At 72.7% G+C, this 23,912-nt stretch carries 24 protein-coding genes and 2 pseudogenes; 20 read left to right on the top strand and 6 right to left on the bottom strand.

Going from position 1 to position 23,912, the window contains the following annotated elements; all coding sequences use genetic code 11:
* Positions 1 to 37 precede the first annotated feature (37 nt).
* On the top strand, positions 38 to 712 hold the full coding sequence (locus tag OG852_RS40980) for an MmyB family transcriptional regulator (RefSeq protein ID WP_330350516.1): 675 nt from the start codon (positions 38 to 40) through the stop codon (positions 710 to 712).
* Between the two features lie 131 nt (positions 713 to 843).
* Here OG852_RS40980 and OG852_RS40975 read toward each other — a convergent pair whose 3' ends face one another.
* Together OG852_RS40975 and OG852_RS40970 are read right to left on the bottom strand one after the other, a co-directional pair.
* Positions 844 to 1,833 carry a pirin family protein gene (locus OG852_RS40975; RefSeq protein WP_330350515.1) on the bottom strand — a complete coding sequence of 330 codons (990 nt, stop codon included), beginning with the start codon at positions 1,831 to 1,833 and terminating at the stop codon, positions 844 to 846.
* An 81-nt stretch (positions 1,834 to 1,914) separates the two neighbouring features.
* Positions 1,915 to 2,382 carry a MarR family winged helix-turn-helix transcriptional regulator gene (locus OG852_RS40970; protein WP_133915164.1) on the bottom strand — a complete coding sequence of 156 codons (468 nt, stop codon included), beginning with the start codon at positions 2,380 to 2,382 and terminating at the stop codon, positions 1,915 to 1,917.
* Positions 2,383 to 2,402: 20 nt separating this feature from the next.
* Here OG852_RS40970 and OG852_RS40965 point away from each other — a divergent pair.
* The 5 genes and pseudogenes from OG852_RS40965 to OG852_RS40945 form a co-directional block, all read left to right on the top strand.
* Positions 2,403 to 2,678 (top strand): annotated as a pseudogene (locus OG852_RS40965) (amidohydrolase family protein); the annotation flags it as partial.
* Between the two features lie 142 nt (positions 2,679 to 2,820).
* On the top strand, positions 2,821 to 3,270 hold the full coding sequence (locus tag OG852_RS40960; RefSeq protein WP_330351584.1) for a hypothetical protein: 450 nt from the start codon (positions 2,821 to 2,823) through the stop codon (positions 3,268 to 3,270).
* Positions 3,271 to 3,343: 73 nt separating this feature from the next.
* On the top strand, positions 3,344 to 3,982 hold the full coding sequence (locus OG852_RS40955) for a DUF6629 family protein (RefSeq protein ID WP_330350514.1): 639 nt from the start codon (positions 3,344 to 3,346) through the stop codon (positions 3,980 to 3,982).
* Between the two features lie 90 nt (positions 3,983 to 4,072).
* Positions 4,073 to 5,110, top strand: coding sequence for a hypothetical protein (locus OG852_RS40950; protein WP_330350513.1), 1,038 nt, complete (start codon positions 4,073 to 4,075; stop codon positions 5,108 to 5,110).
* A gap of 63 nt (positions 5,111 to 5,173) precedes the next feature.
* Complete coding sequence (locus OG852_RS40945) at positions 5,174 to 5,497, top strand: antibiotic biosynthesis monooxygenase family protein (RefSeq protein ID WP_330350512.1); 324 nt, start codon at positions 5,174 to 5,176, stop codon at positions 5,495 to 5,497.
* 270 nt (positions 5,498 to 5,767) lie between these two features.
* On the opposite strand, the gene OG852_RS40940 is transcribed toward OG852_RS40945, so the two are convergent.
* Together OG852_RS40940 and OG852_RS40935 are read right to left on the bottom strand one after the other, a co-directional pair.
* A complete protein-coding gene (locus OG852_RS40940) occupies positions 5,768 to 6,301 on the bottom strand; it encodes an SsgA family sporulation/cell division regulator (RefSeq protein WP_330350511.1) in 534 nt (177 codons plus the stop codon).
* Between the two features lie 44 nt (positions 6,302 to 6,345).
* A complete protein-coding gene (locus OG852_RS40935; protein WP_330350510.1) occupies positions 6,346 to 7,002 on the bottom strand; it encodes a polysaccharide lyase family 7 protein in 657 nt (218 codons plus the stop codon).
* Positions 7,003 to 7,391: 389 nt separating this feature from the next.
* Between OG852_RS40935 and OG852_RS40930 the strand changes: the two genes are divergently transcribed.
* The 5 genes from OG852_RS40930 (at position 7,392) to OG852_RS40905 (ending at position 12,160) form a co-directional block, all read left to right on the top strand.
* Positions 7,392 to 8,282 carry an alkaline phosphatase family protein gene (locus OG852_RS40930; RefSeq protein ID WP_133915177.1) on the top strand — a complete coding sequence of 297 codons (891 nt, stop codon included), beginning with the start codon at positions 7,392 to 7,394 and terminating at the stop codon, positions 8,280 to 8,282.
* A gap of 5 nt (positions 8,283 to 8,287) precedes the next feature.
* Positions 8,288 to 9,571 carry an MFS transporter gene (locus OG852_RS40925; RefSeq protein ID WP_330350509.1) on the top strand — a complete coding sequence of 428 codons (1,284 nt, stop codon included), beginning with the start codon at positions 8,288 to 8,290 and terminating at the stop codon, positions 9,569 to 9,571.
* Complete coding sequence (locus tag OG852_RS40920; RefSeq protein WP_330350508.1) at positions 9,568 to 10,590, top strand: TolB family protein; 1,023 nt, start codon at positions 9,568 to 9,570, stop codon at positions 10,588 to 10,590. Before OG852_RS40925 ends, OG852_RS40920 begins: the two co-directional genes overlap by 4 nt.
* 91 nt (positions 10,591 to 10,681) lie before the next feature.
* On the top strand, positions 10,682 to 10,939 hold the full coding sequence (locus OG852_RS40915) for an EF-hand domain-containing protein (RefSeq protein WP_133915180.1): 258 nt from the start codon (positions 10,682 to 10,684) through the stop codon (positions 10,937 to 10,939).
* 528 nt (positions 10,940 to 11,467) lie between these two features.
* A complete protein-coding gene (locus OG852_RS40905) occupies positions 11,468 to 12,160 on the top strand; it encodes a DinB family protein (protein WP_330350507.1) in 693 nt (230 codons plus the stop codon).
* A 3-nt stretch (positions 12,161 to 12,163) separates the two neighbouring features.
* Here OG852_RS40905 and OG852_RS40900 read toward each other — a convergent pair whose 3' ends face one another.
* Complete coding sequence (locus tag OG852_RS40900; protein ID WP_330350506.1) at positions 12,164 to 12,457, bottom strand: hypothetical protein; 294 nt, start codon at positions 12,455 to 12,457, stop codon at positions 12,164 to 12,166.
* A 100-nt stretch (positions 12,458 to 12,557) separates the two neighbouring features.
* Here OG852_RS40900 and OG852_RS40895 point away from each other — a divergent pair, with 100 nt between their 5' ends.
* Together OG852_RS40895 and OG852_RS40890 are read left to right on the top strand one after the other, a co-directional pair.
* Positions 12,558 to 12,779, top strand: coding sequence for a hypothetical protein (locus OG852_RS40895; protein WP_330350505.1), 222 nt, complete (start codon positions 12,558 to 12,560; stop codon positions 12,777 to 12,779).
* Positions 12,780 to 12,967: 188 nt separating this feature from the next.
* Positions 12,968 to 13,669 (top strand): TetR/AcrR family transcriptional regulator, encoded by a 702-nt coding sequence (locus tag OG852_RS40890; protein ID WP_330350504.1) that lies wholly within the window; start codon positions 12,968 to 12,970, stop codon positions 13,667 to 13,669.
* A gap of 70 nt (positions 13,670 to 13,739) precedes the next feature.
* Here OG852_RS40890 and OG852_RS40885 read toward each other — a convergent pair whose 3' ends face one another.
* Positions 13,740 to 14,390, bottom strand: a complete 651-nt coding sequence (locus OG852_RS40885) for a GntR family transcriptional regulator (protein ID WP_330350503.1) — start codon at positions 14,388 to 14,390, stop codon at positions 13,740 to 13,742.
* Positions 14,391 to 14,553: 163 nt separating this feature from the next.
* Between OG852_RS40885 and glyA the strand changes: the two genes are divergently transcribed.
* The 7 genes and pseudogenes from glyA to OG852_RS40850 all read left to right on the top strand — a co-directional run bounded on the left by glyA (position 14,554) and on the right by OG852_RS40850 (position 23,872).
* Positions 14,554 to 15,837 (top strand): serine hydroxymethyltransferase, encoded by a 1,284-nt coding sequence (gene glyA / locus OG852_RS40880; protein ID WP_330350502.1) that lies wholly within the window; start codon positions 14,554 to 14,556, stop codon positions 15,835 to 15,837.
* Positions 15,834 to 17,054 carry a sarcosine oxidase subunit beta family protein gene (locus OG852_RS40875; RefSeq protein WP_133915185.1) on the top strand — a complete coding sequence of 407 codons (1,221 nt, stop codon included), beginning with the start codon at positions 15,834 to 15,836 and terminating at the stop codon, positions 17,052 to 17,054. The genes glyA and OG852_RS40875 overlap by 4 nt, the downstream gene beginning before the upstream one ends.
* Positions 17,055 to 17,074: 20 nt before the next feature.
* Positions 17,075 to 20,166: pseudogene (locus OG852_RS40870) on the top strand (sarcosine oxidase subunit delta family protein).
* Positions 20,156 to 20,749: a sarcosine oxidase subunit gamma gene (locus OG852_RS40865; RefSeq protein ID WP_133915188.1), complete on the top strand. Its 594-nt coding sequence runs from the start codon at positions 20,156 to 20,158 to the stop codon at positions 20,747 to 20,749. The pseudogene OG852_RS40870 and the gene OG852_RS40865 overlap by 11 nt, the downstream one beginning before the upstream one ends.
* Entirely contained in the window at positions 20,746 to 22,125 is a 1,380-nt protein-coding gene (locus OG852_RS40860) for an L-serine ammonia-lyase (protein WP_330350501.1), read from the top strand. The genes OG852_RS40865 and OG852_RS40860 overlap by 4 nt, the downstream gene beginning before the upstream one ends.
* Positions 22,126 to 22,135: 10 nt before the next feature.
* Entirely contained in the window at positions 22,136 to 22,990 is an 855-nt protein-coding gene (gene purU / locus OG852_RS40855) for a formyltetrahydrofolate deformylase (RefSeq protein ID WP_133915190.1), read from the top strand.
* 18 nt (positions 22,991 to 23,008) lie between these two features.
* The gene (locus OG852_RS40850; protein ID WP_330350500.1) at positions 23,009 to 23,872 is read left to right on the top strand and encodes a bifunctional methylenetetrahydrofolate dehydrogenase/methenyltetrahydrofolate cyclohydrolase; all 864 of its coding nucleotides are present in this window, start codon (positions 23,009 to 23,011) and stop codon (positions 23,870 to 23,872) included.
* Positions 23,873 to 23,912 lie beyond the last annotated feature (40 nt).

Raw genomic sequence — 23,912 nt, 5'->3', positions numbered from 1 at the left:
GCGTGAAGGCGGCACCGGCAAGAGGGGTGACCTCCCGATGGCGTTTCAGGCAGGAGGGCAGCGGTCCGCACCGCGGCCCGTCCCCGAGAGTCCCGAGGCCCAGGCGTATCTGCAGGACTACGCCGACTACTTGGAGGCAGTCCCCTTCCCGTCCGTCGTCCTCGACCACCGGTGGGACGTCGTCCTGGCCAACACCGCCTACGCGGCGCTCTTCCGCGAGGTCGGCCCGCATCCGACGGCCCAGCCCGACGACAACTTCCTCCGGTTCGTCCTCTTCCACCCCGACGCGGCCTCGGTCCTCGGCGACCACGAGGCCGCCTGGTGCCTTCCGATGCTGGCCTGCTTCGCGGCGGCCGTGGAGCGGCACGGGCACGACGCGGGGCTGCAGGCGATCCGGCGGGAGATCGCCCAGGACCCGATCATGGAGGCCGCCTACCGGCAGGGCCTGCCCCACTGGATCCGCGCGGTCGGCGAGGTCGCCCTGGAGCACGACGGCGCCGTCCGCCCGCTGCACCACCCCGACCCTCGCCGGGGCGCCACCGAGTGCCGTATCGTCGGCGAGACCCCACGAACCCTCCAGGACATGGGGTACACGCGGCTGACCATGGTGCTGCGCGAACCCCGTCCGGCACCCGTACCGCGCCGGGCCCGCCGCGGCACCGCCCGGCGCACCGCGAACCACCTCAGCGTGGTCCCCGCCCCCCGGGCCTGACCGGGCACCGTCGGCGTTCAGGTCGCCGACGGCGCCCTGTCGGACCATCGGGTTCCAGCCGGACGGCAGCCCTGCGGGCGTCGGCGGGAGCCGGGCCGGGCTCGGTCCGCGTGCCGGATCCCGTACGGCGGTCAGCGACGCGGCGGGTTCCCGCGCGGCCTGATGACCGCGTTCGGCAGGGCGGGGGCGGGCAGACGGCCGCCCGGGAAGTCCTCGATGACGCCGAAGCGGTCGGAGGAGGCCTCCCAGTCCTCGCGGGCCTTGACGATGTCCTCGTGGGTGCGTCCGATGAAGTTCCACCACATGACGATCTCCTCCTCGAAGGGAGGGCCGCCGAGCAGGACCGTGCGCGCCGGGGCGTCCGACTCGTTGACCACGGTCAGGCTGTCGGCGCCGCAGGGAACGTAGCCGAGTTCGGCCGGGCGCAGCACGGTGTCGAGCAGACGGACGTCCCCGCTGTCCACGAGGAGGCCGTGCTCGAAGGCGGGATCCACGGCGAGGGTGACGGTGGCACGCGGTGCGAGGGTGAGCTCGGCACCGAGGAGAGGCGTGAAGGTCCGCACCGGGGAGACGCCACCGGCGAGCGAGCCCAGGAAGACCCTGATCTCGGCCCCGTCGACCCGCGCGGGCTCGGGCACATGGTGCTGGAAGTCCCGGTCCGCGTGGCGGTGCTCCTCGGGCAGCGCCACCCAGAGCTGCACACCGTGGAGCACCGTGGTGTTCCGGGTCGAGACCTCGGAGTGGGCGATGCCGTGTCCGCCGGTCATCAGGTTCATCTCACCGGGCCGGATCAGGGCGTGGGTGCCGAGGGTGTCACGGTGCTCGATCTCCCCGCTGAACAGCCAGCTCACGGTCTGCAGGCCGGTGTGCGGATGGGGGCCGACGTCCATGCCGCCGGAGGTGGTGACCTCGTGCGGGCCGTAGTGATCGGCGAAGCACCAGGCGCCGATCAGCGTGCGGGAGCGCTGAGGCAGGGTCCGCCGCACCCGCATCGCCCGCGGACCGCCGAGGGGCACGTCGCGGGCGGACAGCACATCGACCCGGGGCGCACCGTCCGGCCTGCCCTCGTCGACGAACGCCCCGCATCGCAGTTCCGCGGGTTCCGTTTCCACGTTGCTCACCGAGAGCACCTCCCGTATGCGCTAGTTGTTACATCAACCATGATGTCACGGCGGAAGAGCGACAACCGCGGGGATCAGCACTCAGTCCGTGTCCTCGTCGAGCTTCCCCACCACACGCTCGGAGATCCGGGCCAGGGTCCGCAGCTCGGCCGGCGTGACATGGTCGAGGAACAGCGCACGCACCGCCTCGACGTGACGCGGGGCGGCGGCCTCGATCATCGCGCGCCCCTCGTCGGTGATCACCACGAACGCGCCCCGCCCGTCCTCGGGACATTCGTCCCGCACCACCAGCCCCCGCTTGACCATCCGGGAGACGTGGTGCGACATCCGGCTCTTCTCCCACTCCAGGGCACGGGCGAGGTCCAGGAACCGCTGCCGCCCGTCCGGCGCGTCCGTCAGCTCGACCAGCACGCCGAAGTCCGCCGCCGAGATATGGGACTCCGACTGAAGCGAGCGCGACAGCCGGCCCCGGAGCCTGTCGTGCAGCCGAAGAAAGCCCCGCCAGGCGTGCTGCTCCTCCGGCGTCAGCCAACGCACCGTCTCTCCCATGGAGGAAGTGTAGACAGGGGGTGGTCGGGCGGCCGCCGAGCCTCACCTGCCCCGCCGAGGCGGCCGGCCCAGCCCGCCGCCTCAACGACCACTCGGCCGCGGTCACCGCCGAACACCCGGGCCGTCTCGGCTGGTTCGCCACCCTGCCGATGCCCGACGTCCACGCCTCGGCCCGGGAGGCCGCGCGCGCCCTGACCGACCTGGGCGCGGACGGGGTCACCCTGCTCGCCGACAACCGGGGCGGCTACCTCGGCACCGAGAGCCAGGACGCCCTGTGGCGGGTCCTGGACGCACACGGCGCCGTCGTCTTCGTCCACCCCGCCGAACTGCCGCCCCCGCCGTCGACGGCATCCCCCCGTTCGCCGCCGGCTTCCTCCTCGACACCACCCGCGCCGCCCCTCTCCTCGTCCGCAACGGTGTCCCGCGCCGCTACCGAACATACGGTTCGTCCTCGGCCACGCCGGCGGTTTCGTCCCGTACGCCTCCCACCGCATGGCCGTCGCCCTCGCCGCCGACACCGGACGCAGCCCGCTCGACATCCTGGACGACCTGCGCGGCTTCTACTTCGACACCGCGCTCTCCTCCGGCCCCGCCGCCCTGCCCACCCTGCCGGCCTTCGCCCGTCCCGGCCATGTCCTGTCCGGCAGCGACTGGCCCTTCGCGCCCGCACCCGCGGGCCAGTACTCCGCGAACGGCCTCGACGACGGCGTGGACCCCGCCACCCTCACCGCGATCAACCGCGGCAACGCCGAGGCCCTCTTCCCCCGCCTGGCCGCACACCCGCCCGTCCAGAATCCGGCCCGGCCCCTCCCGGCCCGGCTGCGGCACTCCGCCCAGCGCACCGGCGCCCGCCTGTTCCACCGGCTCGTCCAGCCCGGGACCGACTGAACCCGGTCCTTCGGAGGCCACCGGGGGCGTGGCAGGGCAGACGTGCCGCGAAGGACCGCCCTAGGGTGGCCGGATGTGCTGGAGTGCGACGGCCGATCTGGTGGCGGGTGCCGGGATCGCCGCCGTCGGGGTGGCCTCGGTGGCGCGGGTCCGCGAGAGCCGGTGTCTGCCGCTCGCCGCGCTGCCGCTGCTGCTCGGGGCCCATCAGCTCGTCGAGGCGGCCGTCTGGCACCGCGGCGGGGGCGGCGGAGCCGCCACCGTCGTCTGGGCCGTCATCGCCCTGCCGCTGCTGGCGGTGTGGGTGCCGGCCGGGGTGTGGTGCGCCGCCCCGCCGCCCGCCCGCCCCCGGCTGGTGCCGCCGCTCGCGGTGGGCGTCGTGACCGCTGTGTTCCTCGCGTACGGGCTGGCCCGCGGCCCGGTGACGGCCGAGATCCACGGCCGTACGATCGGCTACGCGTTCCACCTCCCGCACCCGCCGCTCCTGGTCGCGGGCTATCTGCCGGCCACCGTGGGCTCCCTGCTCCTGTCGGGCGACCGGCGGCTGTCGCTGCTGGGCGTGCTCGTCGCCCTCGGCGCTCTGGGATGCTGGGCGCTGTGGCGGCTGGAGTTCGTCTCCACCTGGTGCGCGCTGGCGGCCGTGTGCTCGGTCCTGCTGTTCGACTGGACGCGCACCCGGTCCGCCGCGAAGTCGCCCGGCAGTCCGGTCACTTGAGAATCCGGCCGGTACGAGGAGCTCGTCGCGGTCCCCCTTCCTCCGCCTCCCGGCGTGCGCGGTGCCCCGGCCCGGTGGAGGCTGTGGACCATGGCGGGCAGGCGCAGGGGCGACGAGGGGGCGTACGACGTGGACGAGGTCCTCGACGGCCTCTACACCACCCCGCCGTCCGGTTTCGTCGCGCGCCGTGAGGAACTGGCGATGGCCGCCAGGACGGCCGGCCGCGGTGCGGAGGCGCGCAGGATCCACGAGGCCCGCCGGCCCACGCTCGCCGCCTGGGCCGCCAATCTGCTCCTGCGGGCCCAGCCGGAGGAGAGCCACCGGTTCCTGGAGCTCGGGGAGGCGCTGCGCAAGGCCCACCAGGACCTGGACCCGGCCGGGATCAAGGAGCTCTCCGCCCAGCGCCGCCGTATCGTCGCCGCCCTGACCCGCCAGACCGCCGACCTGGCACTCGACGCCGGTCAGCGGCTCTCCGACGCCGTGCTGAACGACGTCTCGGCGACCCTGCAGGCCGTACTCGCCGACCCGGACGCGGCGGACCGGTGGGCCACCGGCCGGCTGGACAGCGCCCTCGTGCCCCCGTCGGGCTTTCCCTCGGGGCCCGCCCCGGAGGGGGCCGTCCGGAGCGGGCCGTCGTCCTCGGGGGAGAGCGCCGTCCGGACCGGGACACCTCGCCCCGCCCGTACGGACGAACTCGCGCCGCTGCGCCGGGAACGCCTGACCCGGGCCCGTCGGACAGCCGAGGCCGCCGCACGGAGGCGCGACGAGCGGCGCGCGCGACACGCCGACGCCGAGGCTGCCGTGGAGCAGGCACGGGACCACCACGGCCGGGCCCGGCGGGAGGCGGACGAGGCCGAGGAACGGGTCCGGCAGGCCCGGGAGGCGCTCCCCGCGGCGCAGCGCGCGCTGCGGACGGCCGAGGAGGCGCTTCAGGCAGCCGAGGAGGAGCTCCGGGAGGCGCAGGAGAGCGTCCCGCAGGTCCGCAAGGCGCTCCGCTCGGCCGCCGGGGAGGAGAAGCGGGCCGAGGAGCGGGCCCGCACCGCCGCCGACGCGCTCTCCCGTGCGGAGCAGGAGGCGCGGCGGGCGGCCCGGGAGGCGGAACGGCTCGAACCGTCCGCCGAGGAGTAGACCCGGGTGCGGGAGTGGGGGGCGGTCCGCTGCCCCGGTCTCCCCGGGAGGCAGGATGGGAGCATGAGCGTAGTCAAGATCAACGTACTGACCGTCCCGGCCGAACAGCGCGAGACCCTGGAGAAGCGGTTCGCCGCGCGGGCGCACGCCGTGGAGAACTCCGACGGGTTCGAGTGGTTCGAGCTGCTCCGCCCGGTCGAGGGCACGGACACCTACCTCGTGTACACGCGCTGGCGTGACGAGGAGTCGTTCCAGGCGTGGATGGAGGGCTCGATGAAGTCCGCGCACCGGGGCGGCGCGGAGGGCGAGCAGGCCAGACCCGCCGCTTCGGCCGCCACCCTCTGGTCCTTCGAGGTGGTGCAGCAGGCTGCGCCGAAGGGCGAGTAGCCGCTCGCGCCGGTGGGTGGACGCGGTGCCGTCCGCCCACCGGTCGCGGTCATCCGTCGTACACGGCGATCCGGGTCATCGTCGTCGGCCGGGCGCGAGCTTTTGCGGGAACCTCCGCCGGGCCGGCGGCCGCGGTCGCCGCCGGAACCCGCGCGCACCCCGTCGCGCCCCGCGGACACCTTCCTCCCGGCCCGCCCGCACCCGGTACCGCCTGCCCTCGACCCGCGCCGCCGTCTTCAGCGTCGGCCCGGCCGGCCGGGGAACGCGTCGTCATATCGCCAGCCGCCGCCGGGACGCGGGGGGCACCGAGCGGGGCGTGCGCTGCGCGCCGATGGGTCGCGCGGAGGCGACGGGGGCCGCCTCGGCCGGGGCGGCGACCCGCTCGCCGACCGTGGCCCAGCGGAGCAGGAAGCGCCGGAGGGCGGCCGTCTCGAAGCGGATCAGGGCCGCGCCCTCCGCCGCGCGCAGCTCGACGGTGGTGTGCGCCGGTCCGTGCGGGCGGACCCGTACGCCGCCCCCGTCGGCCGGGCGCTCCAGCCCCTGTTCCAGGAGGGCGCGCGCCAGCACCCAGGTGACCTCCTCGCCGTCCAGCGCGACGCTGGCGGGGAACACCAGCCGTACGGAGAGGGGATCGTCGGAGGTGCAGCGGAGGTTGGCCGGCACGGCCAGCTCCCGCTGGTCATGGGTGAGCAGGCAGGCGCCCATGGGCTGGTCGAGGCTGATGTACACGGCGGTCTCCGAAGGGGGCGGGGCGGCGGCGGGTTCCGCGACCTCACCCTGAAGAGCGAGGAGGCGGCTGGTCATTACGCCACTCCGGTGAACGCCGTTATGACGTGCGTCACATGGGTTCAGCGGGTCCAGTAGCGGATGTCGCGGAACCGGGCCTCTGCGCGGCCGGAGCCGTGGTTGTAGACGCCGTTCTTGAAGTAGCGGGTGGCGGGGCCCCGGTCGGCGACGGTGAGGGCGAGGGCGTCGTCGAGGTAGACCTTGATGGTGCCGGTGCCGCTGGTCGCCTGGTGGGCGATCTTCACGTTGAACCAGGTGTCGTACGCGTCCGTCCTGAGCACCGTGCCGTCGTAGCGGCGGACGGTGCCGCCGCCGGTGTCGTAGACGTTGAGCATGATGTCGGTGGCCGGGGTGCCCGAGGGGTGGACGCCGCGCAGGATCTGGACGAAGGACGCGCCGTCGGTGCCGGAGGGCAGATAGACGTCCGCGTCCCACATGCGGTCGCCGGTGGTGTAGTCGACCTGCCAGCGCATCTCGGTGCGCGGGTCGGTGGCGCTGCCCTCCTGGAACGGCTCGTCGGTGGCGTACACCCACATGCGGTGCACGCCGCCGCTGTAGCCGTGGCGCTCGGCGAGGTCGAGGTTCCAGGGCTTGTGCCAGCCGTAGGTGAACGCGGTCTGCGTCCAGCCGTCGGTGGGGGCGGCCGCGGCCGGCGCCGCCGCCACGGCTCCGCCGGCGAGCAGTGCGCCGCCCGCCCGTAAGAGGGTTCTGCGGTTCATCGGTTGTCCTTTCCCGCGCGTACCGGCCGGTCATGCTGTCAGGGGCACGTCAGCAGGCAAGCGCAGGGCATCGAAGGAGTCAAGGTCGGATCCCTCGACAGGTCTGTACGAGGTGCGCGGGCGTCGGCGGCACCTGCCGGGGCGAACGGCCGTGGGCGGGCCGGCTGCGGGGGCCGCTCCGGGATCCCGGGCGTACGCTGAGGGTGTCGGCCGCTCCCCGGGACGCCGCCCATCCCCCTTGCCTTTGCTGTGCATTACCTGTGACTGACCCGACCTTTGCCTGTCGGGGTCCGCCGTTCGCCCGGCCTTCACGTGGGGCATGTCCGTGACCCCTAGGGTTGCGGCGCCGCTCCCCCGAACGTCCGTCGCTTCTGTCCCGGAGGACAGTCATGGCCGCCGTCAAGGCTCCCCAGCGCAACCGACGCCCGCTCGCCGCACTCGCCGGCGCCGTCGCCCTCACCGCCGCCTCCATCGGCGTCTGGGCCGCCACGGCCACCACCGCCCAGGCCGCCGCACTCCCGACCCCCGACCACGTGGTGGTCGTGGTGATGGAGAACCACGCCTACTCCCAGGTCATCGGCAGCTCCAGCGCCCCGTACCTCAACAACACCATCAAGGCGGGCGGGGCGAACCTCACCCAGTCCTACGGTCTGACCCACCCCAGCGAGCCGAACTACTACATGCTCTTCTCCGGCTCCAACCAGGGGCGCACCGACGACAGTTGTGTCTCCGTCGGCTCGATCTCCGCCCCGAACCTGGCCTCCGAGCTGATCGCCGCGGGCAAGACCTGGGCGAGCTACAACGAGTCGCTGCCCAGCCAGGGTTCGACGACCTGCAGCAGCGGCAACTACGCCCAGAAGCACAACCCGTGGTTCGGCTTCTCCAACGTGCCGACGAGCACCGCGAAGACCTTCGCGCAGTTCCCCACCGACTACACGACCCTGCCGAAGGTGTCCTTCGTCGTGCCGAACCTGTGCAGCGACATGCACGACTGCTCGGTCTCCACCGGCGACACCTGGATCAAGAACAACCTCGGCGCGTACGCCACCTGGGCCAAGACCCACAACAGCGTCCTCGCCGTCACGTTCGACGAGGACAACAAGCTCTCCGGCAACCGCATCCCCACCCTGTTCTACGGCGAGCACGTCACCGCCGGCGGCTCCAGCTCCACCACCTACAACCACTACAACGTGCTGCGCACGATCGAGGACCTGGCCGGTCTGTCCGCACACGCGGGCAACGCCGCCTCGGCCTCCGACATCACCGGCATCTGGAACTGACGCCGGTGTATCTCGCGGACTCCCGCGGCACCAGGCCCGCCGTCGCCCCGGACACCCGTCCGGGGCGGCGGCCGGCCGCCGTGCCCTCCACGGTGCTGGCCCTCGGCGCGGTCAGTCTGATCACCGACGTCTCCTCGGAGATGGTCACCGCCGTCCTCCCGCTGTACGTCGTCGCCGGCCTCGGTCTGTCGCCGCTCGGCTTCGGACTGCTCGACGGCATCAACAACGGTGTGGGAGCGCTCGTACGGCTGGCCGGCGGCCATCTCGCCGACCGAGGGGGCCGCCGGCACAAGGCGGTCGCGGGTCTCGGCTACGGTCTGTCGGCGCTCTGCAAGCCGCTGCTGCTCTTCGCCCACACCCTGCCGGTGATCAGCGCCGTGCTGGCGGCCGACCGCACCGGCAAGGGGCTGCGCACCGCGCCCCGGGACGCGATGATCTCGCTGGCCACCGCGCCCGAGCGGCGGGGGCGGGCCTTCGGGGTGCACCGGGCCATGGACACCACCGGCGCGCTGCTCGGCCCCCTCGTCGCCTTCGCCGTCCTGCGCGCCACGATCGACGGCTACGACGCGGTGTTCGCCGTCAGCGGCTGCGTGGCCGTGCTCGGGGTCCTGGTGCTGGTGCTGTTCGTGCCCGCCCGGACCGTCCCCGCCGACGGTGCCGTACCGCCGCCCGAGTCGGCCCCGCCGACCCTGCGGGACGCGCTCACGCTGCTGCGCCGCCCCGCGCTGCGCCGCCTCACCGGGTGCGCGGCCCTGCTCGGCCTGACCACCGTCAGCGACTCCTTCCTCTATCTGCTGCTCCAGCGCGAGGGGGACCTGCCCGCCGAGCTGTTCCCGCTGCTGCCGCTGGGCACCGCCGCCGTCTTCCTGCTGCTCGCCGTCCCGCTGGGCGCCCTCGCCGACCGGGTGAGCCGCCGCCGGCTCTTCCTCGCCGGGCACGGGGTCCTGCTGCTCGGCTACGGCCTGGTGCTCGCCCCGTGGCACGGGGTCCCGGCCGTGCTCGCCGTCCTCGTCCTGCACGGCACGTTCTACGCCGCGACCGACGGCGTCCTCGCCGCGACCACCGCCGGAGTCGTCCCGGCGCGGCACCAGGGCGCCGGGCAGGCCCTGGTCGGCACCGGCCAGGCACTGGCCCGGTTCACCTGCTCGCTGGCCTTCGGCGCCGCCTGGAGCCTGTGGGGCGGGCGGACCGCGCTGGCGGTCACCGCGGCGGGCCTGGCCGTCAGCGCCCTGGTCGCCGCGTATCTGCTGCGTCCCGCCGCCGCGCCCGACGAGGTGGTGCCCGTATGACCCGGACCGGCCGTCTGGTGACCCTGCTGGTGGCGGTCCTGCTGCTGGGAAGCGTCGGGACCGGGGCGGTGCTGTACGCGGCGCACCGGTCGGGGCAGCGCGACGAGCAGCAGGCGAACGGCCCGACCGTGCGGGCCGGCACGGTCTCGCTGCGGCCGGCGTCCGGGCGCCTGCTGCTGGTGCGCAACCTGGCCTGGGGGCCGCACCGCGACGAGATCGCCACCGTGCCCGCCGACGATCCGCAGGGGCCGCGCACGGCGTCGGGCGTCAAGTGTCTGCGCTTCCACGCGGCGGCGGGCACCGGTATCTGTCTGCAGGCGGTGCACGGCGCGCTGCGGGACACCTACCGGGCGGTGGTGCTCGACGCGCGTCTGCACGAGCGGCGCCACTTCGCGGTCCCGGGCATCCCCACCCGGGCCCGGGTCTCCCCCTCCGGCCGTCTGGTGGCCTGGACGGTCTTCGTCAGCGGGGACTCCTACGCCGGTACGGACTTCTCCACCCGTACCGCCATCGTCGACACGCGCACCTGGGCGGTCGACGACAACCTGGAGACCTTCAGCGTCGTCAAGGACGGGCGCACTCGTCACGCCGCCGACACCAACGTCTGGGGTGTCACCTTCGCCGACGACCACCGCTTCTACGCCACGCTCGCGACCGGCGGGAAGACCTATCTCGTACGGGGCGACGTCACGGCCCGCACCCTCACCACCCTGCACGGCAACGTCGAATGCCCCTCGCTGTCGCCGGACGGGACCCGGATCGCGTACAAGAAGCGGGTGAAGGGAGCCTCGCCCGACGCGCCCTGGCGGCTGTACGTCCTCGATCTGCGGACGATGAAGGAGACCCCGACCGCCGAACGGCGCACCATCGACGACCAGGCGCTGTGGGCCGACGGCTCCACCCTCGTCTACGCCCTTCCCGGCGACTACGGCTCGGATCTGTGGACCGTTCCCGCCGACGGAAGCGGTACGGCCCGCCGGCTGATGGACTCCGCCGTCGCCCCCGCCTACCTGGGGTGAGGGCGCGAGCGATGGAACCAGGGTGACGGGGCGGGCGTTTTCCCCTGTGAGCGAGGCGGACCCCGCCCGCCGGTGAGAGGAAGTGGCCGACGTGACGAGTGACAAGGCCCGAAGACTGTTCGAGGCGCTCGACCTCGACCACGACGGGACCCTGACCCGCGTGGAGGTGATCACCGCCCTGCGTACCAGGGGCCCGTCGCTCGCCGCGTCCGGGGATCTGCCGTTCTGGGGTCTGGGGGACGCCGACGCGTCCTCCGCCCTGTTCGACGCGGCCGACCAGAACGGGGACGCGGTGCTGACCCTGGAGGAGTTCGCGGCGGTCGTCGACCGGCGGTTCGGCTGGCGCTGAACCGGAGCCGGCGTCAGGTGGGGAGAAGCGGCCCGCCTGGCGAGGATCTGCTCCGGCCCCGATCTGCGGGCACCCTCGCGGGTCGGCGCCTCGGTCTCGGCGGCGCACTCCAGCGGGGGCAGCAGCCGCACCTCGGAGACATGCGGCCCCGCCGGTGCGTCGAGGGCGGCGGCGCCGACGCCGGGGAGCGCGTCGAGTCCCTCGCCGGACGCGATCAGTTCGGTGAGGGAACGCGCCCCCGGCAGCGGGAAGAGGCTCCCGTCCTCGTCGACGACGGCGACGCGGCGCCGGTCCTGGTGTGCATAGGTGGCGAAACGCATGGGCGGCTCCGGGCTCGTCTCCTTGGCGACGCCCATCTCTCGTCACCCCGCCCGATCGGGGAAATCGATTCTGTGATGCCGAACATCCACGCGGCGAACAAGGTCGTCCGGGGCCGCGGACGCCCGGAAATCCGTCGCGCCCCCGATGCGGGGGCCGTTAGCCTCCGCCTGGACGTGACGAGGCGGGCGACCGCGAAAGGGGCCGTGCATGGGGACCGATCGTTTGAGGTTACTGCTCGACCAGTTCGACACCGCCGGGGAGTCGGCCCGGGTGCGGCTGTCGGGGCTCGGCGACGAGGAGTTCCTCTGGGAACCGGTGCCCGACTGCTGGTCGATCAGGCCGCGGGGCGAGGCGAGGACCCCCCGGGCGTTCGGTCCCGGCGACTGGGTGCTCGACCAGGGCGCCGCGGACATCCCGGCGAGCGAGTACGCCGCGATCGCCCGGCAGGTCGCCGACGGCATGTCCGTGGCCAAGATCGCCGAGGACTGGAGCGTGAGCGTCGAGCGGGTCGAGGAGGTCCTCGCCCACACCGGCCCGGTGGAGCCCGACCGGACGCCGATCACGACGATCGCCTGGCGGCTGGGACACCTGCACTACCAGTTCGCGGGTGGCTGGGAGTGGACCTTCGGCGAACGGCGCCGGGACCCGAAGCTCATGGTCGACTTCACGCCCGACGCCTCCCTGGCCCTCGAACGGTTCTGGGCCGTGATCGACCGCTGGCGCGAGGCCGTCGCCGGTGTCACCGACGAGCAGCTCGACACCGTCGGCCTCTCCCAGTACCCGTACGGCTCCCACCCCGACGACGCGTTCGTGGACGTGCTCTGGGGCGCCAACCTCGAGTTCATCCACCACATGTCCGAGATCGCCCTGCTCCGCGACCTCTGGCGGCACCGGGGCTGACGGTCACCAGGCGACGGGGAGTTCGTGGATGCCGTAGGCCTGCGAGTCCTCCTTGAACGTCGGTTCCGAGAGACCGACCGCCGCCCGCAGGGTCGGGACGCGGCGGAACAGGGTGCTGAGGACGACGTGGAGTTCGATCCGGGCGGGGTCCCAGTTGGCCGCCGGCAGGGAGGCGATCACGCCCTCGCCCGCCCGGATGACCTCCCCGTCGATCTCGATGTCGTCGACGACCGCGCGACGGGCCAGCAGATGCGGGATGGTGAGGTAGCGCAGCAGTTCCTCGACTGCGTTGGCCACGTACTTCTCGTCGTCCGCGTGCGCGCGCAGCGCGGCGAGCTGGTCGGGGTTCTCCAGGAGCAGCGCGGTACCCAGGGTGGATCATGTCGGCGCTGGTGTCGTGTCCGGCGACCAGGAGGACGTGCCCGAGTCCGCAGGCCTGCTCCAGGGTGAGGTCGCCCTCGGCGACCCGCTCGGCGAGGTCCGACAGGACGTCCTCACCGGGGTCGTCGGTCTTGGCCTCGAGATGCTGGTGCTGATGCCGGCCATCCCGAACGTCTCCGAGGGGCTGGGCTGGTCCGGCACCCACAACGCCCTCGTCACCAGCCGATCCGCGCCATGATCATCGTCGCGGCCGTCGGCACGGGCTTCCTCGCCCGCCGCGTGGACGGCAGGATCCTGCTCGGCGCCGGCTCCGCAGCAAACCGGACGATGTTCCGTGCTCCGTCCCCGGCAGAAGGGAGTCCGTCCGTCGGCGCCCCGGAGTCGGCTTTAATTCACTACGTCGTCACGTCACGCGGGAGAGAACCCATGCCACGACCACCGGGCCATGGACCGGGCTTCGAGGTCAGACGCCAGAAGATCATCGACGTCGCGGCCGCGCTGTTCGCCCGGCAGGGATACGCGGCGACGTCGATCAACGACCTGGGCCGGGCGGTGGGACTCGCCAAGGGCGCGCTGTACTACTACATCGGCTCGAAGGAGAACCTGCTCGTCGAGATCCAGGGCCGGGTGATGGGGCCGCTGCTCGCCCGGGCCCGGCAGATCGCGGACCTCGACACGAGCCCGCTGCTGCGACTGCGGCTGCTCTCCGAGTCGCTGCTGACCATCATCTTCCGCCGGCTGGACCACATCTGGGTCTACGAGCACGACTACCGGTCGCTGAGCGGAGCGGAACTGAAGACCCTGCTGGGGCAGCGCTCCGACTTCGAGCACCTGATCTCTGGGCTGCTCGCCGAGGCGGTGGAGCAGAACACCTTCCGCACGACGGAACTGCGGCTGGGCACCCTGCAGTTCCTCAACCTCCACAACCACACCTATCAATGGGTGAAGCCGGACGGGGAGTGGGACGCGGCCTACCTGGCCCGCGAGTACTGCGGGACCCTGTTCCGCGGTTTCGGCGCACCCGACCACGCCCTGCCGCAGATCGAGGAACAGGCCGCGGCCTTCACCCGCGACCACCCGGAACTCCCCCTGGATCCCGAGGAGGAGTGGGCACCGGCCTCCGGCTGACGGGACGCGGGCCGGTCGGTCGCCCCGCGTCAGTCGCTCCCGCTTCCCCCGGCCCTGGCCACGAGCAGGCTCAGAGCAGGGAGCGGATCGTGGTCTCGAACCTCTGCACATGCTCGGCGGCCAGCGCCGCGGCGAGGTCCCCGTCGCCGGCCAGGACGGCACGCACGAGCGGACCGTGCTCGCCGACGTGGCCGGCCAGGCCCGGCAGGCGGTCGAGGAACAGACACCAGATACGGGTGGCCAGGTTGTCGTAGCGCACGAGCGTGTCCTGGAGGAAGGGGTTCGCCGTGGCGGTGTACAGCGCCCGGTGCAGCCGCAGGTCCAGTTCGAGATGCTCCTCGACCTCGCGCCCGGTGGCCTCGTCCAGCTCCGCCAGCAGTTCGCCCAGTACGGCCCGGTCCTGCGCGCTCGCCCTGCGCGCCGCGCAGTCGGCGGCGAGCGGCTCCAGCCGGAGGCGCACCTCGGTGAGATGTCCGAGGTCGGTGATCTGCACCTCCGAGGCGAACGTGCCGCGCCGGGGGTAGGAGACCACGAGCCGGTCGGCCTCCAGCCGCTTGAGCGCCTCCCGCACCGGGGTGCGTCCCACGCCCAGCTCCGCCGCCACCTGCTCGTCGTTGATGGGTGTCCCCGGGGCGATCCGCAGGGTCACCAAGCGGTCGCACAGGGCCCGATAGGCCTGTTCGGCCAGGGTGGGCCGCCCCTCCGCCACCGCGACCGACATGCGCACCCTCCTCGCCGAAACACCCGACGTCTCACGCTAGCACAATTGATATATCAGCGGTCGCGTCGACTACGACCCTCTTGACGGCGCGCGCGGGGTCCACCTACAACTGATATACCAGTCGTACGGCTCTCGTACGCTCCTAGTCTTCCAAGGGGACCGCATGAGCTTCGCCCAGCCGCTGACCCTGTTCGACCCGGAGGTCGCCGCGGCGGTCGACGCCGAGCTCGAGCGCCAGCAGTCGACGCTGGAGATGATCGCGAGCGAGAACTTCGCGCCGCCGGCGGTGATGCAGGCCCAGGGCTCGGTGCTGACCAACAAGTACGCCGAGGGCTACCCCGGGAAGCGCTACTACGGCGGCTGCGAACACGTCGACACCCTTGAGCAGTTGGCCATCGACCGGGTCACCGCCCTGTTCGGCGCCGAGGCGGCCAACGTGCAGCCGCACTCCGGCGCCCAGGCCAACGCCGCCGCCATGTTCGCCCTGCTCCAGCCCGGCGACACCGTCCTCGGCCTGGACCTGGCGCACGGCGGCCATCTCACCCACGGAATGCGGCTGAACTACTCGGGCAAGCTCTACAACGTCGTCCCCTACCACGTGCGCGAGTCCGACCTCCGCGTCGACATGGACGAGGTGGAACAACTCGCCCTCGCCCACCGGCCCAAGCTCATCGTGGCCGGCTGGTCGGCCTACCCCCGGCAGCTCGACTTCGCCGAGTTCCGCCGGATCGCCGACAGCGTCGGCGCCCGCCTGATGGTCGACATGGCGCACTTCGCCGGTCTGGTGGCCGCCGGACTGCACCCGAGCCCCGTGCCGTACGCGGACGTGGTGACGACGACCACCCACAAGACCCTGGGCGGTCCCCGGGGCGGAGTGATCCTCAGCAGGGCCGAGCTGGCCAAGAAGATCAACTCGGCGGTCTTCCCCGGTCAGCAGGGCGGCCCGCTGGAGCATGTGATCGCCGCCAAGGCGGTCGCCTTCAAGATGGCCGCCTCCGAGGAGTTCCGCGAGCGGCAGCAGCGCACGCTGAAGGGCGCGAAGATCCTCGCCGGGCGGCTGCTGGCCGACGACGTGGCCGAGGCCGGCATCACCGTGCTGACCGGCGGCACCGAGGTCCATCTCGTCCTGGTCGACCTGCGCGACAGCCCCCTCGACGGCCGTCAGGCGGAGGACCGGCTCCACTCGGTCGGCATCACCGTCAACCGCAACGCCGTCCCCTTCGACCCGCGTCCGCCCATGGTGTCGTCCGGGCTGCGCATCGGCACCCCCGCGCTGGCCACCCGGGGCTTCGGCGAGACCGAGTTCCGCGAGGTCGCCGACATCGTCGCCCACACGCTCAAGCCCGAGCAGCTCTCCGCCGACCTGACCCGGTCGCTGCGCGACCGGGTCGCCAGGCTCGCCGCCGCGTTCCCCCTGTACCCCGAGCTGAACGGAGCCGCGGCATGACCGGCACGCCGCTTCCGGACCACCCGGACTTCCTCTGGCGCAACCCCGACCCCAGGCCGTCGTACGACGTGGTGATCGTCGGGGGCGGCGGGCACGGCCTGGCCACCGCCTACTACCTGGCCAAGAACCACGGCATCACCAACATCGCCGTCCTGGAGAAGGGGTGGCTGGCCGGCGGGAACATGGCCCGCAACACCACGATCATCCGCTCCAACTACCTCTGGGACGAGAGCTCCGGCATCTACGAGCACTCCCTGAAGCTGTGGGAGACCCTCGAGGAGGACCTCGACTACCCCATCCTGTTCAGCCAGCGCGGCGTGCTGAACCTCGCGCACACCCTCCAGGACATCCGCGACAGCAAGCGCCGGGTCTACGCCAACCAGCTCAACGGCATCGACGCGGAGTGGCTGGAGCCGGACGAGGTCGCCAAGGTCTGCCCGATCGTCAACATCGACCCGGACGTGCGCCACCCGGTGCTCGGCGCCACGTACCAACCGCGCGCCGGCATCGCCAAGCACGACTACGTCGCCTGGGGCTTCGCACGGCGGGCCGACGCCTACGGCATCGACCTGATCCAGAACTGCGAGGTCACCGGCATCGATGTGACGGACGGCCGGGTGACGGGCGTACGGACCACGCGTGGCCGGATCGCCGCCGGAAAGGTGGCGCTCGCCGGCGCGGGCCACACCTCCGTGCTGGCCGCCATGGTGGGCCTGCGCCTGCCGCTCCAGAGCCACCCGTTGCAGGCGCTGGTCTCCGAACTGCTGGAGCCGGTGCACCCGACGGTCGTGATGTCCAACGCCGTCCATGTGTACGTCTCCCAGGCGCACAAGGGCGAACTCGTCATGGGCGCCGGCATCGACAGCTACAACGGCTACGGCCAGCGCGGCGCGTTCCACATCATCGAGCGCCAGATGGCCGCCGCCCTGGAGCTGTTCCCGGTGTTCGCCCGCGCCCACATGCTGCGCACCTGGGCCGGCATCGTCGACACCACCCCGGACGCCTCCCCCATCGTCGGGCTCACCCCGATCCAGGACCTGTACCTCAACTGCGGCTGGGGAACGGGCGGGTTCAAGGCCACCCCCGGCGTCGGCTGGTGCTACGCCCACACCATCGCCACCGGCGAGCCCCACCCGTACAACGCGCCCTTCACCCTGTCCAGGTTCGTCACCGGCGCACTGGTCGACGAGCACGGCGCGGCCGCCGTCGCCCACTGAGCACCCTCCCGGAGACTCCGATGCAACTCATCGCCTGCCCCTGGTGCGGCGCGCGCGAGGAAGCCGAGTTCCACTACGGCGGCCAGGCGCACGTCCCCTACCCCGCGAAGCCCGCCGCGCTCGACGACGAGCAGTGGGCCCAGTACGTCTTCTTCCGCGACAACCCCAAGGGCGCGTTCGCGGAGCGGTGGATGCACGCCGCCGGGTGCCGCCGCTGGTTCAACGCCGTGCGCGACACCGCCACCCACCAGTTCCTCGCGGTGCACCGCCCGGGCGACGACGGTCAGGAGGCCGGCGCATGAGCAACCCCTTCCGTATCGACGGCCTCGGGTCCGTGGACCGCGGCAGGACACTGTCGTTCACCTTCGACGGATCCCCGTACACCGGCCACCCGGGCGACACCCTCGCCTCGGCCCTGCTGGCCAACGGGGTGCACCACGTGGCCACGAGCATCAGGTACGGGCGGCCCCGCGGCATCATGACCGCGGGGGTAGAGGAGCCCAACGCCCTGGTGCAGATCGAGGCCCCCTTCCCCGAGCCGATGCTCACGGCCACGACCGTGGAGCTGTACGACGGTCTCGTCGCCCGGGGTCTGAGCGGCCAGGGCCGGCTGAGCACCGAGCCCGACCCGGCCCGGTACGACACCCGGCACGCCCACTGCGACGTGCTGGTCGTCGGCGCCGGTCCGGCCGGTCTGTCCGCCGCCCTGACCGCGGCGCGGGCCGGTGTCCGGGTCGTCCTCGTCGACGAACTGCCCGCTCCCGGCGGCTCGTTGCTCGGCGGCCGGGACGGACTCGACGACTGGGTCACCGAGACCGCCGCCGAACTCGCCGCCCACCCCGACGTCCGCCACCTCCAGCGCACCACCGCCTTCGGCTACTACGACGACGGTCTCGTCCTCGCCCTGGAGAAGCGCACCGACCACCTCGGAGCCGACGCGCCCGCCCACGTCTCCCGTCAGCGGATCTGGCGCATCCGGGCCAAGCAGGTCGTCCTCGCCACCGGCGCCTACGAGCGGCCGATCGCCTTCGACGACAACGACCGTCCCGGCATCATGCTCGCCGGTTCCGCCCGCACCTACCTCAACCGCTTCGGCGTGCTCCCGGGCCGCGAGGTCGTCGTGTTCACCACGAACGACAGCGCCTACCACGCGGCGACCGAACTGGCCGACGCCGGCGCCCGCGTCCGCGCGGTGATCGACGCGCGGGAGAACGTGCCCGCCGCCTGGCGCGAGGCGTGTGCGGACCGCGGCATCGAGGTGCGGGCCGGGCAGGTCGTGACGGGGACCACGGGCGTCGAGCGGATCACCGGCGTGCGGGTCGCGTCCGAGGAGCTCGGCTGCGACCTGCTGCTGGTCTCCGGCGGCTGGAACCCGGCGGTGGCCCTGTTCAGCCAGGCCGGGGGCCCCTTGGCCTACGACGGTGAGCTGGGCTCCTTCGTCCCCGCCGCCGCGCTGGACACCGTGCGCACCGCGGGTGCGGCGAGCGGGGTGCTCGGGTCGGCCGGGGCCCTGGCGGACGGCGCGCAGGCGGCCCGGGAGGCGCTGGCGGCGCTCGGCAGGACCGTGGAGCCGGTTCCGCTGCCGGCCGTGGCCGCCGGGCCCGCGGGCGCGCCGGGCGCGGTGCTCTGGCGGGTGCCCAGTCCGCGGGGCACGGACGACGCCCAGTTCGTCGACCTGCAGCGCGACGGGACCGTCACCGACGTCCTGCGGGCCACCGGAGCGGGCCTGACCTCGGTGGAGCACGTCAAGCGGTACACCACCATCGGCACCGCCCATGACCAGGGCCGCACCTCGGGCGTGCTCACCTCCGGGATCATCGCCGAGTCCCTGGGCGTGGACATCGCCGAGCTGGGCACCCCCCGCCTGCGGCCGCCGGCGCTGCCGGTGGCGTTCGCCGCGTTCGCCGGCCGCAACCGGGGCGAGCTGTTCGACCCCGTACGGGTCACCGCCGTCCATCGGTGGCACGTCGAGCACGGGGCCCTGTTCGAGAACGTGGGCCAGTGGAAGCGGCCGTGGTACTACCCGGTCGACGGGGAGACCATCGAGGAGGCCGTGCTGCGGGAGTGCCGGGCGACCCGTGAGGGCGTCGGCATGATGGACGGCTCCACCCTCGGCAAGATCAGCGTCCAGGGCCCGGACTCCGGCGAACTCCTGGACCGGCTCTACACCAATGTGATGAGCTCGCTGAAGGTCGGCCGGGTCCGCTACGGCGTGATGTGCGGCGTCGACGGCATGGCGCTGGACGACGGGACCGTGCTGCGCGTCGCCGAGCAGGAGTTCCTGGTCACGACGACCACCGGCAACGCCGCCAAGGTGCTCGACTGGATGGAGGAGTGGCTCCAGACGGAGTGGCCCGACCTGAGGGTCCACCTGACGTCCGTCACCGAGCACTGGGCGACGATCCCGCTGGTCGGGCCCCGCTCCCGCGACGTCCTGGCCCTGGTCGCGCCCACGCTCGACGTGAGCAACGAGGCCTTCGGGTTCATGACCTGGCAGGACACCGTCGTCGCGGAGGTGCCCGCCCGGGTGGCCCGGATCAGCTTCTCCGGCGAACTCGCCTACGAGATCAACGTCCCCGCCTGGTACGCACTCCACGTGTGGGAGGCCCTGTACACGGCGGGCGGTCCGTTCGGCATCACCCCGTACGGCACGGAGACCATGCACGTGCTGCGCGCGGAGAAGGCGTACCCGATCATCGGGCAGGACACCGACGGCACGATCACCCCGCAGGATCTCGGCATGTCCTGGGTGGTGTCGAAGAAGAAGGACGACTTCGTCGGGAAGCGCTCCTTCGACCGGGCCGAGAACCGGCGCGCCGACCGCAAGCAACTGGTGGGGCTGCTGCCCGTCGACGAACGCACCCTGCTGCCGGAGGGCGCCCAGATCATCGGGACCGAGACGGTGCCCGCGCCGCCGGTGCCGATGCTCGGGCACGTCACCTCCAGCTACCGCAGCGACGCCCTGGGCCGCACCTTCGCCCTCGCGCTGCTGCGCGAGGGCACCCGGCGGGTCGGCGAGACCCTCTACGTCCCGCTGGAGGGCCGCACCGTGCCGGTGACCGTGACCGACCCCGTGCTCTACGACAAGGAGGGAACCCGCCGTGACGGTTGACGCCCCCGCCCGTTTCAGCCCGCTCGCCGACTGGCAGGAGGCCTTCGGCCGGCTCCCCGCCGGTTTCCAGGTCCGCGAGCTGCCGTACCTCACCCAGCTCACCCTGCGGGTGACCCCGGACAGCCCCGCGGCGAAGGCGGTCGAGTCGGTCCTCGGGATCCGGCTGCCGTCCGCCTCGCGCGCGGAGCTGTCGGGTGAGGTGAAGGCCCTGTGGCTCGGCCCCGACGAATGGCTGCTGGTCGCGCCGGCGGACACCGGTGCCTCGCTGACCGAGGAGCTGCGGTCGGCGATCGGCGAGGAGTTCGCCACCGTCACCGACGTCTCGGCGCAGCGCACGGTGCTGTCCCTGCGCGGCGACCTCACCCGCGAGGTGCTGGCCCAGGGCTGCGCGATCGACCTGGACCCGAGGGTGGCGCCCGTCGGCGCCTGCTACACCACGCTGCTCGCGCAGACGGGGATCACCCTGGTCGTCCGGGCCGAGGCCGCCGCCGAGGCATGGCTCCTCGTCCGTTCCTCCTTCGCCCCCTACGCAGCGGCCTGGCTGGTCGACGCGGCCACCGAGTACGGCGGGGGCACGGGATGACCCTGAGCGTCTTCGACATGTTCAAGGTGGGCATCGGACCGTCCAGTTCGCACACGGTCGGCCCGATGCGGGCCGCGTGCTCCTTCGCGCACGCCCTGGAACAGGAAGGACTGCTGGACGACACCCACGGCGTGCGCGTCGAGCTGTTCGGCTCGCTGGGCGCCACCGGGCACGGGCACGGCAGCGTCAAGGCCGTCGTGCTCGGCCTGGAGGGCCACGCCCCCGAGACCGTGGATCCCGCCCTGGCCGCGCCGGCCATGGACCGGGTCCGTACGACGGGACGCCTGCGCCTGCTCGACAAGCATCCCCTCGCCTTCCGGGTCGACGACGACATCGTCCTGCACCGCGGCAGACGGCTGCCGTTCCACTCCAACGCCATGACGTTCGAGGCGGTCGACAGCGCCGGCCGGAGCCTGTCGCACCGCACGTACTACTCGGTCGGTGGCGGTTTCGTCCTCGACGAGGACCAGGCGAACGGCCCGCGGATCGTCCCGGACACCACCGCGGTGCCCTACCCGTTCACCACCGGCGCCGACCTGCTGGCGCACACCGGGGCGAGCGGCCTGTCGATCAGCTCGATCATGATGGCGAACGAGACGGCCTGGCGCCCCGAGGACGAGGTCAGGGCGGGGCTGCTGCACATCTGGTCCGTCATGCGGGAGTGCGTCCGGACGGGGTGCGCCACCGACGGGGTGCTGCCGGGCGGGCTGAAGGTGCGGCGCCGGGCCGCCGCGCTGCACCGCAGGCTCCTGACCGCGGACGACGAGGCGGAGACCGACTCCCTGCACGCGATGGAGTGGGTGACGCTGTACGCGCTGGCGGTGAACGAGGAGAACGCGGCGGGCGGACGGGTCGTCACCGCCCCGACCAACGGCGCCGCCGGGATCATCCCCGCCGTCCTGCACTACTACGAGCGGTTCGTGCGCGGCGCGAACGAGGACGGCATCGTGCGGTTCCTGCTGACCGCCGCCGCCGTCGGCGTGCTGTTCAAGGAGAACGCCTCGATCTCCGGGGCCGAGGTCGGCTGTCAGGGCGAGGTCGGCTCGGCCTGCTCGATGGCCGCCGCCGGGCTGGCCGAGGTCATCGGGGGCACGCCCGAACAGGTGGAGAACGCCGCCGAGATCGGCATCGAGCACAATCTCGGCCTCACCTGCGATCCCGTCGGCGGACTCGTGCAGATCCCCTGCATCGAGCGCAACGCCGTCGCCTCCCTGAAGGCGATCACCGCCGCGCGGATGGCCCTCCACGGTGACGGCACCCATCACGTCTCCCTCGACAAGGCCATCAAGACCATGCGGGAGACCGGGGCCGACATGAAGGACAAGTACAAGGAGACCGCACGTGGCGGTCTCGCCCTCAACGTGGTCGAGTGCTGAGGAGACAGCCATGAGCACCCAGTTCGTCCTGACCCTGAGCTGCCCCGAGCGCCCCGGCATCGTCAACGCCGTGACGGGCTTCCTCGTCCGCAACAGCTGTGACATCACCGAGCACCAGCAGTTCGACGACCCCGACCACGGACAGGTCTTCCTGCGTACCGGCTTCACGACCACCGACGGGGCGCTCACCCTCGACGGTCTGAAGGAGGAGTTCGCGACGGTCGCGGCCGCCTACGGGATGCAGTGGGAGCTGCGGGACGCGACGGTGAAGCCCCGTGTCCTCGTGATGGTGTCGAAGTTCGACCACTGCCTGGCGGACCTGCTCTACCGCTGGCAGAGCGGCACGCTCGACGCCGAGATCGCGCTCGTCGTCTCCAACCACCCCGATCTGCGGCTCATGGCGGACACGGCCGGCGTCCCGTTCGAGCATGTCCCGGTCACGGCCGCGACCAAGCAGCAGGCCGAGGCCCGTCTGCTGGACCTCGTGGACCGGCACGGCATCGACCTCGTGGTGCTGGCCCGCTACATGCAGATCCTCTCCGACGACCTGTGCAAGACCCTCGAAGGCCGTGCGATCAACATCCATCACTCGTTCCTGCCGAGCTTCGTGGGCGCCAAGCCGTATCACCAGGCGTACCAGCGCGGGGTGAAGCACGTCGGCGCGACGGCGCACTACGTCACGGCCGACCTGGACGAGGGGCCGATCATCGAGCAGGAGGTCATCCGGGTCGACCACCGGCTCTCCGCGGACCAGTTGGTCCTCGTGGGCCGGGACGCCGAACGGCTGGCGCTGGCCCGGGCGGTCAACTGGCACTGCCAGAACCGCATCCTGCTGCACGGCAACCGCACGGTCATCTTCAGCTGACACGGAAGGCGTCCCACCATGTCCACCGCGACCGTGCTGTCCGGCTCCGCAGCCGCCGCAGAGATCAAGCGGGAACTCGCCGGCCGGGTCGCCGCCCTGCGAGACCGCGGCATCGTGCCCGGACTGGGCACGATCCTCGTCGGCGACGACCCCGCCAGCCACTCCTATGTCGGCGGCAAGCACCGGGACTGCGCCGAGGTCGGCATCGCGTCCCTGCGCGTCGACCTGCCGGCCTCCGCCACCCAGGCCGATGTCGAGGCCGCGGTGCTGCGGCTCAACGCCGATCCGGCGTGCACCGGTTTCATCGTGCAACTGCCCCTGCCCGACCACCTCGACATGCACGCCGTCCTGGAGCTCGTCGCTCCCGAGAAGGACGCCGACGGGCTCCACCCGACGAACCTCGGCCGTCTCGTCCTGGGCATCCCCGGGCCGCTGCCGTGCACCCCCCGGGGCATCCTCGATCTGCTGCGGCGCCACCGAGTGCCCATCAGGGGCGCGCAGTTCTGTGTCATCGGCTGTGGTGTGACCGTCGGCCGGCCGCTCGGGCTGATGCTCACCCGGCGCACGGAGCACGCCACCGTCACCCTGTGCCACGAGGCGACCCGTGACATCGCCGCCCACACCCGGGAGGCGGACGTGGTCGTCGCCGCGGCCGGGGTGGCGCATCTGGTCCGGCCCGACTGGATCAAGCCCGGGGCGACGGTGCTGTCCGTCGGGCTCACCCGGACCGTGGAGGGCATCCTCGGCGACGTCCACCCCGACGTCGGCCGGGTGGCCGGCACCCTCGCTCCCCCGATCGGCGGCGTGGGACCGATGACCCGCGCCATGCTGATCACGAACATCGTCGAGGCGGCGGAACGCCGGGCCGCGGACCACGCGTGACACGGCGCCGTCGGTGAACCCGGCCCGGAACGTTCGCGTG

It is taken from the genome of Streptomyces sp. NBC_00582, from assembly GCF_036345155.1.
In the GTDB taxonomy this organism is placed as follows: Bacteria; Actinomycetota; Actinomycetes; order Streptomycetales; family Streptomycetaceae; genus Streptomyces.
The sequence above is the reverse complement of the archived record's forward strand: the minus strand, read 5'-3'. Positions and strand labels throughout refer to the sequence as shown.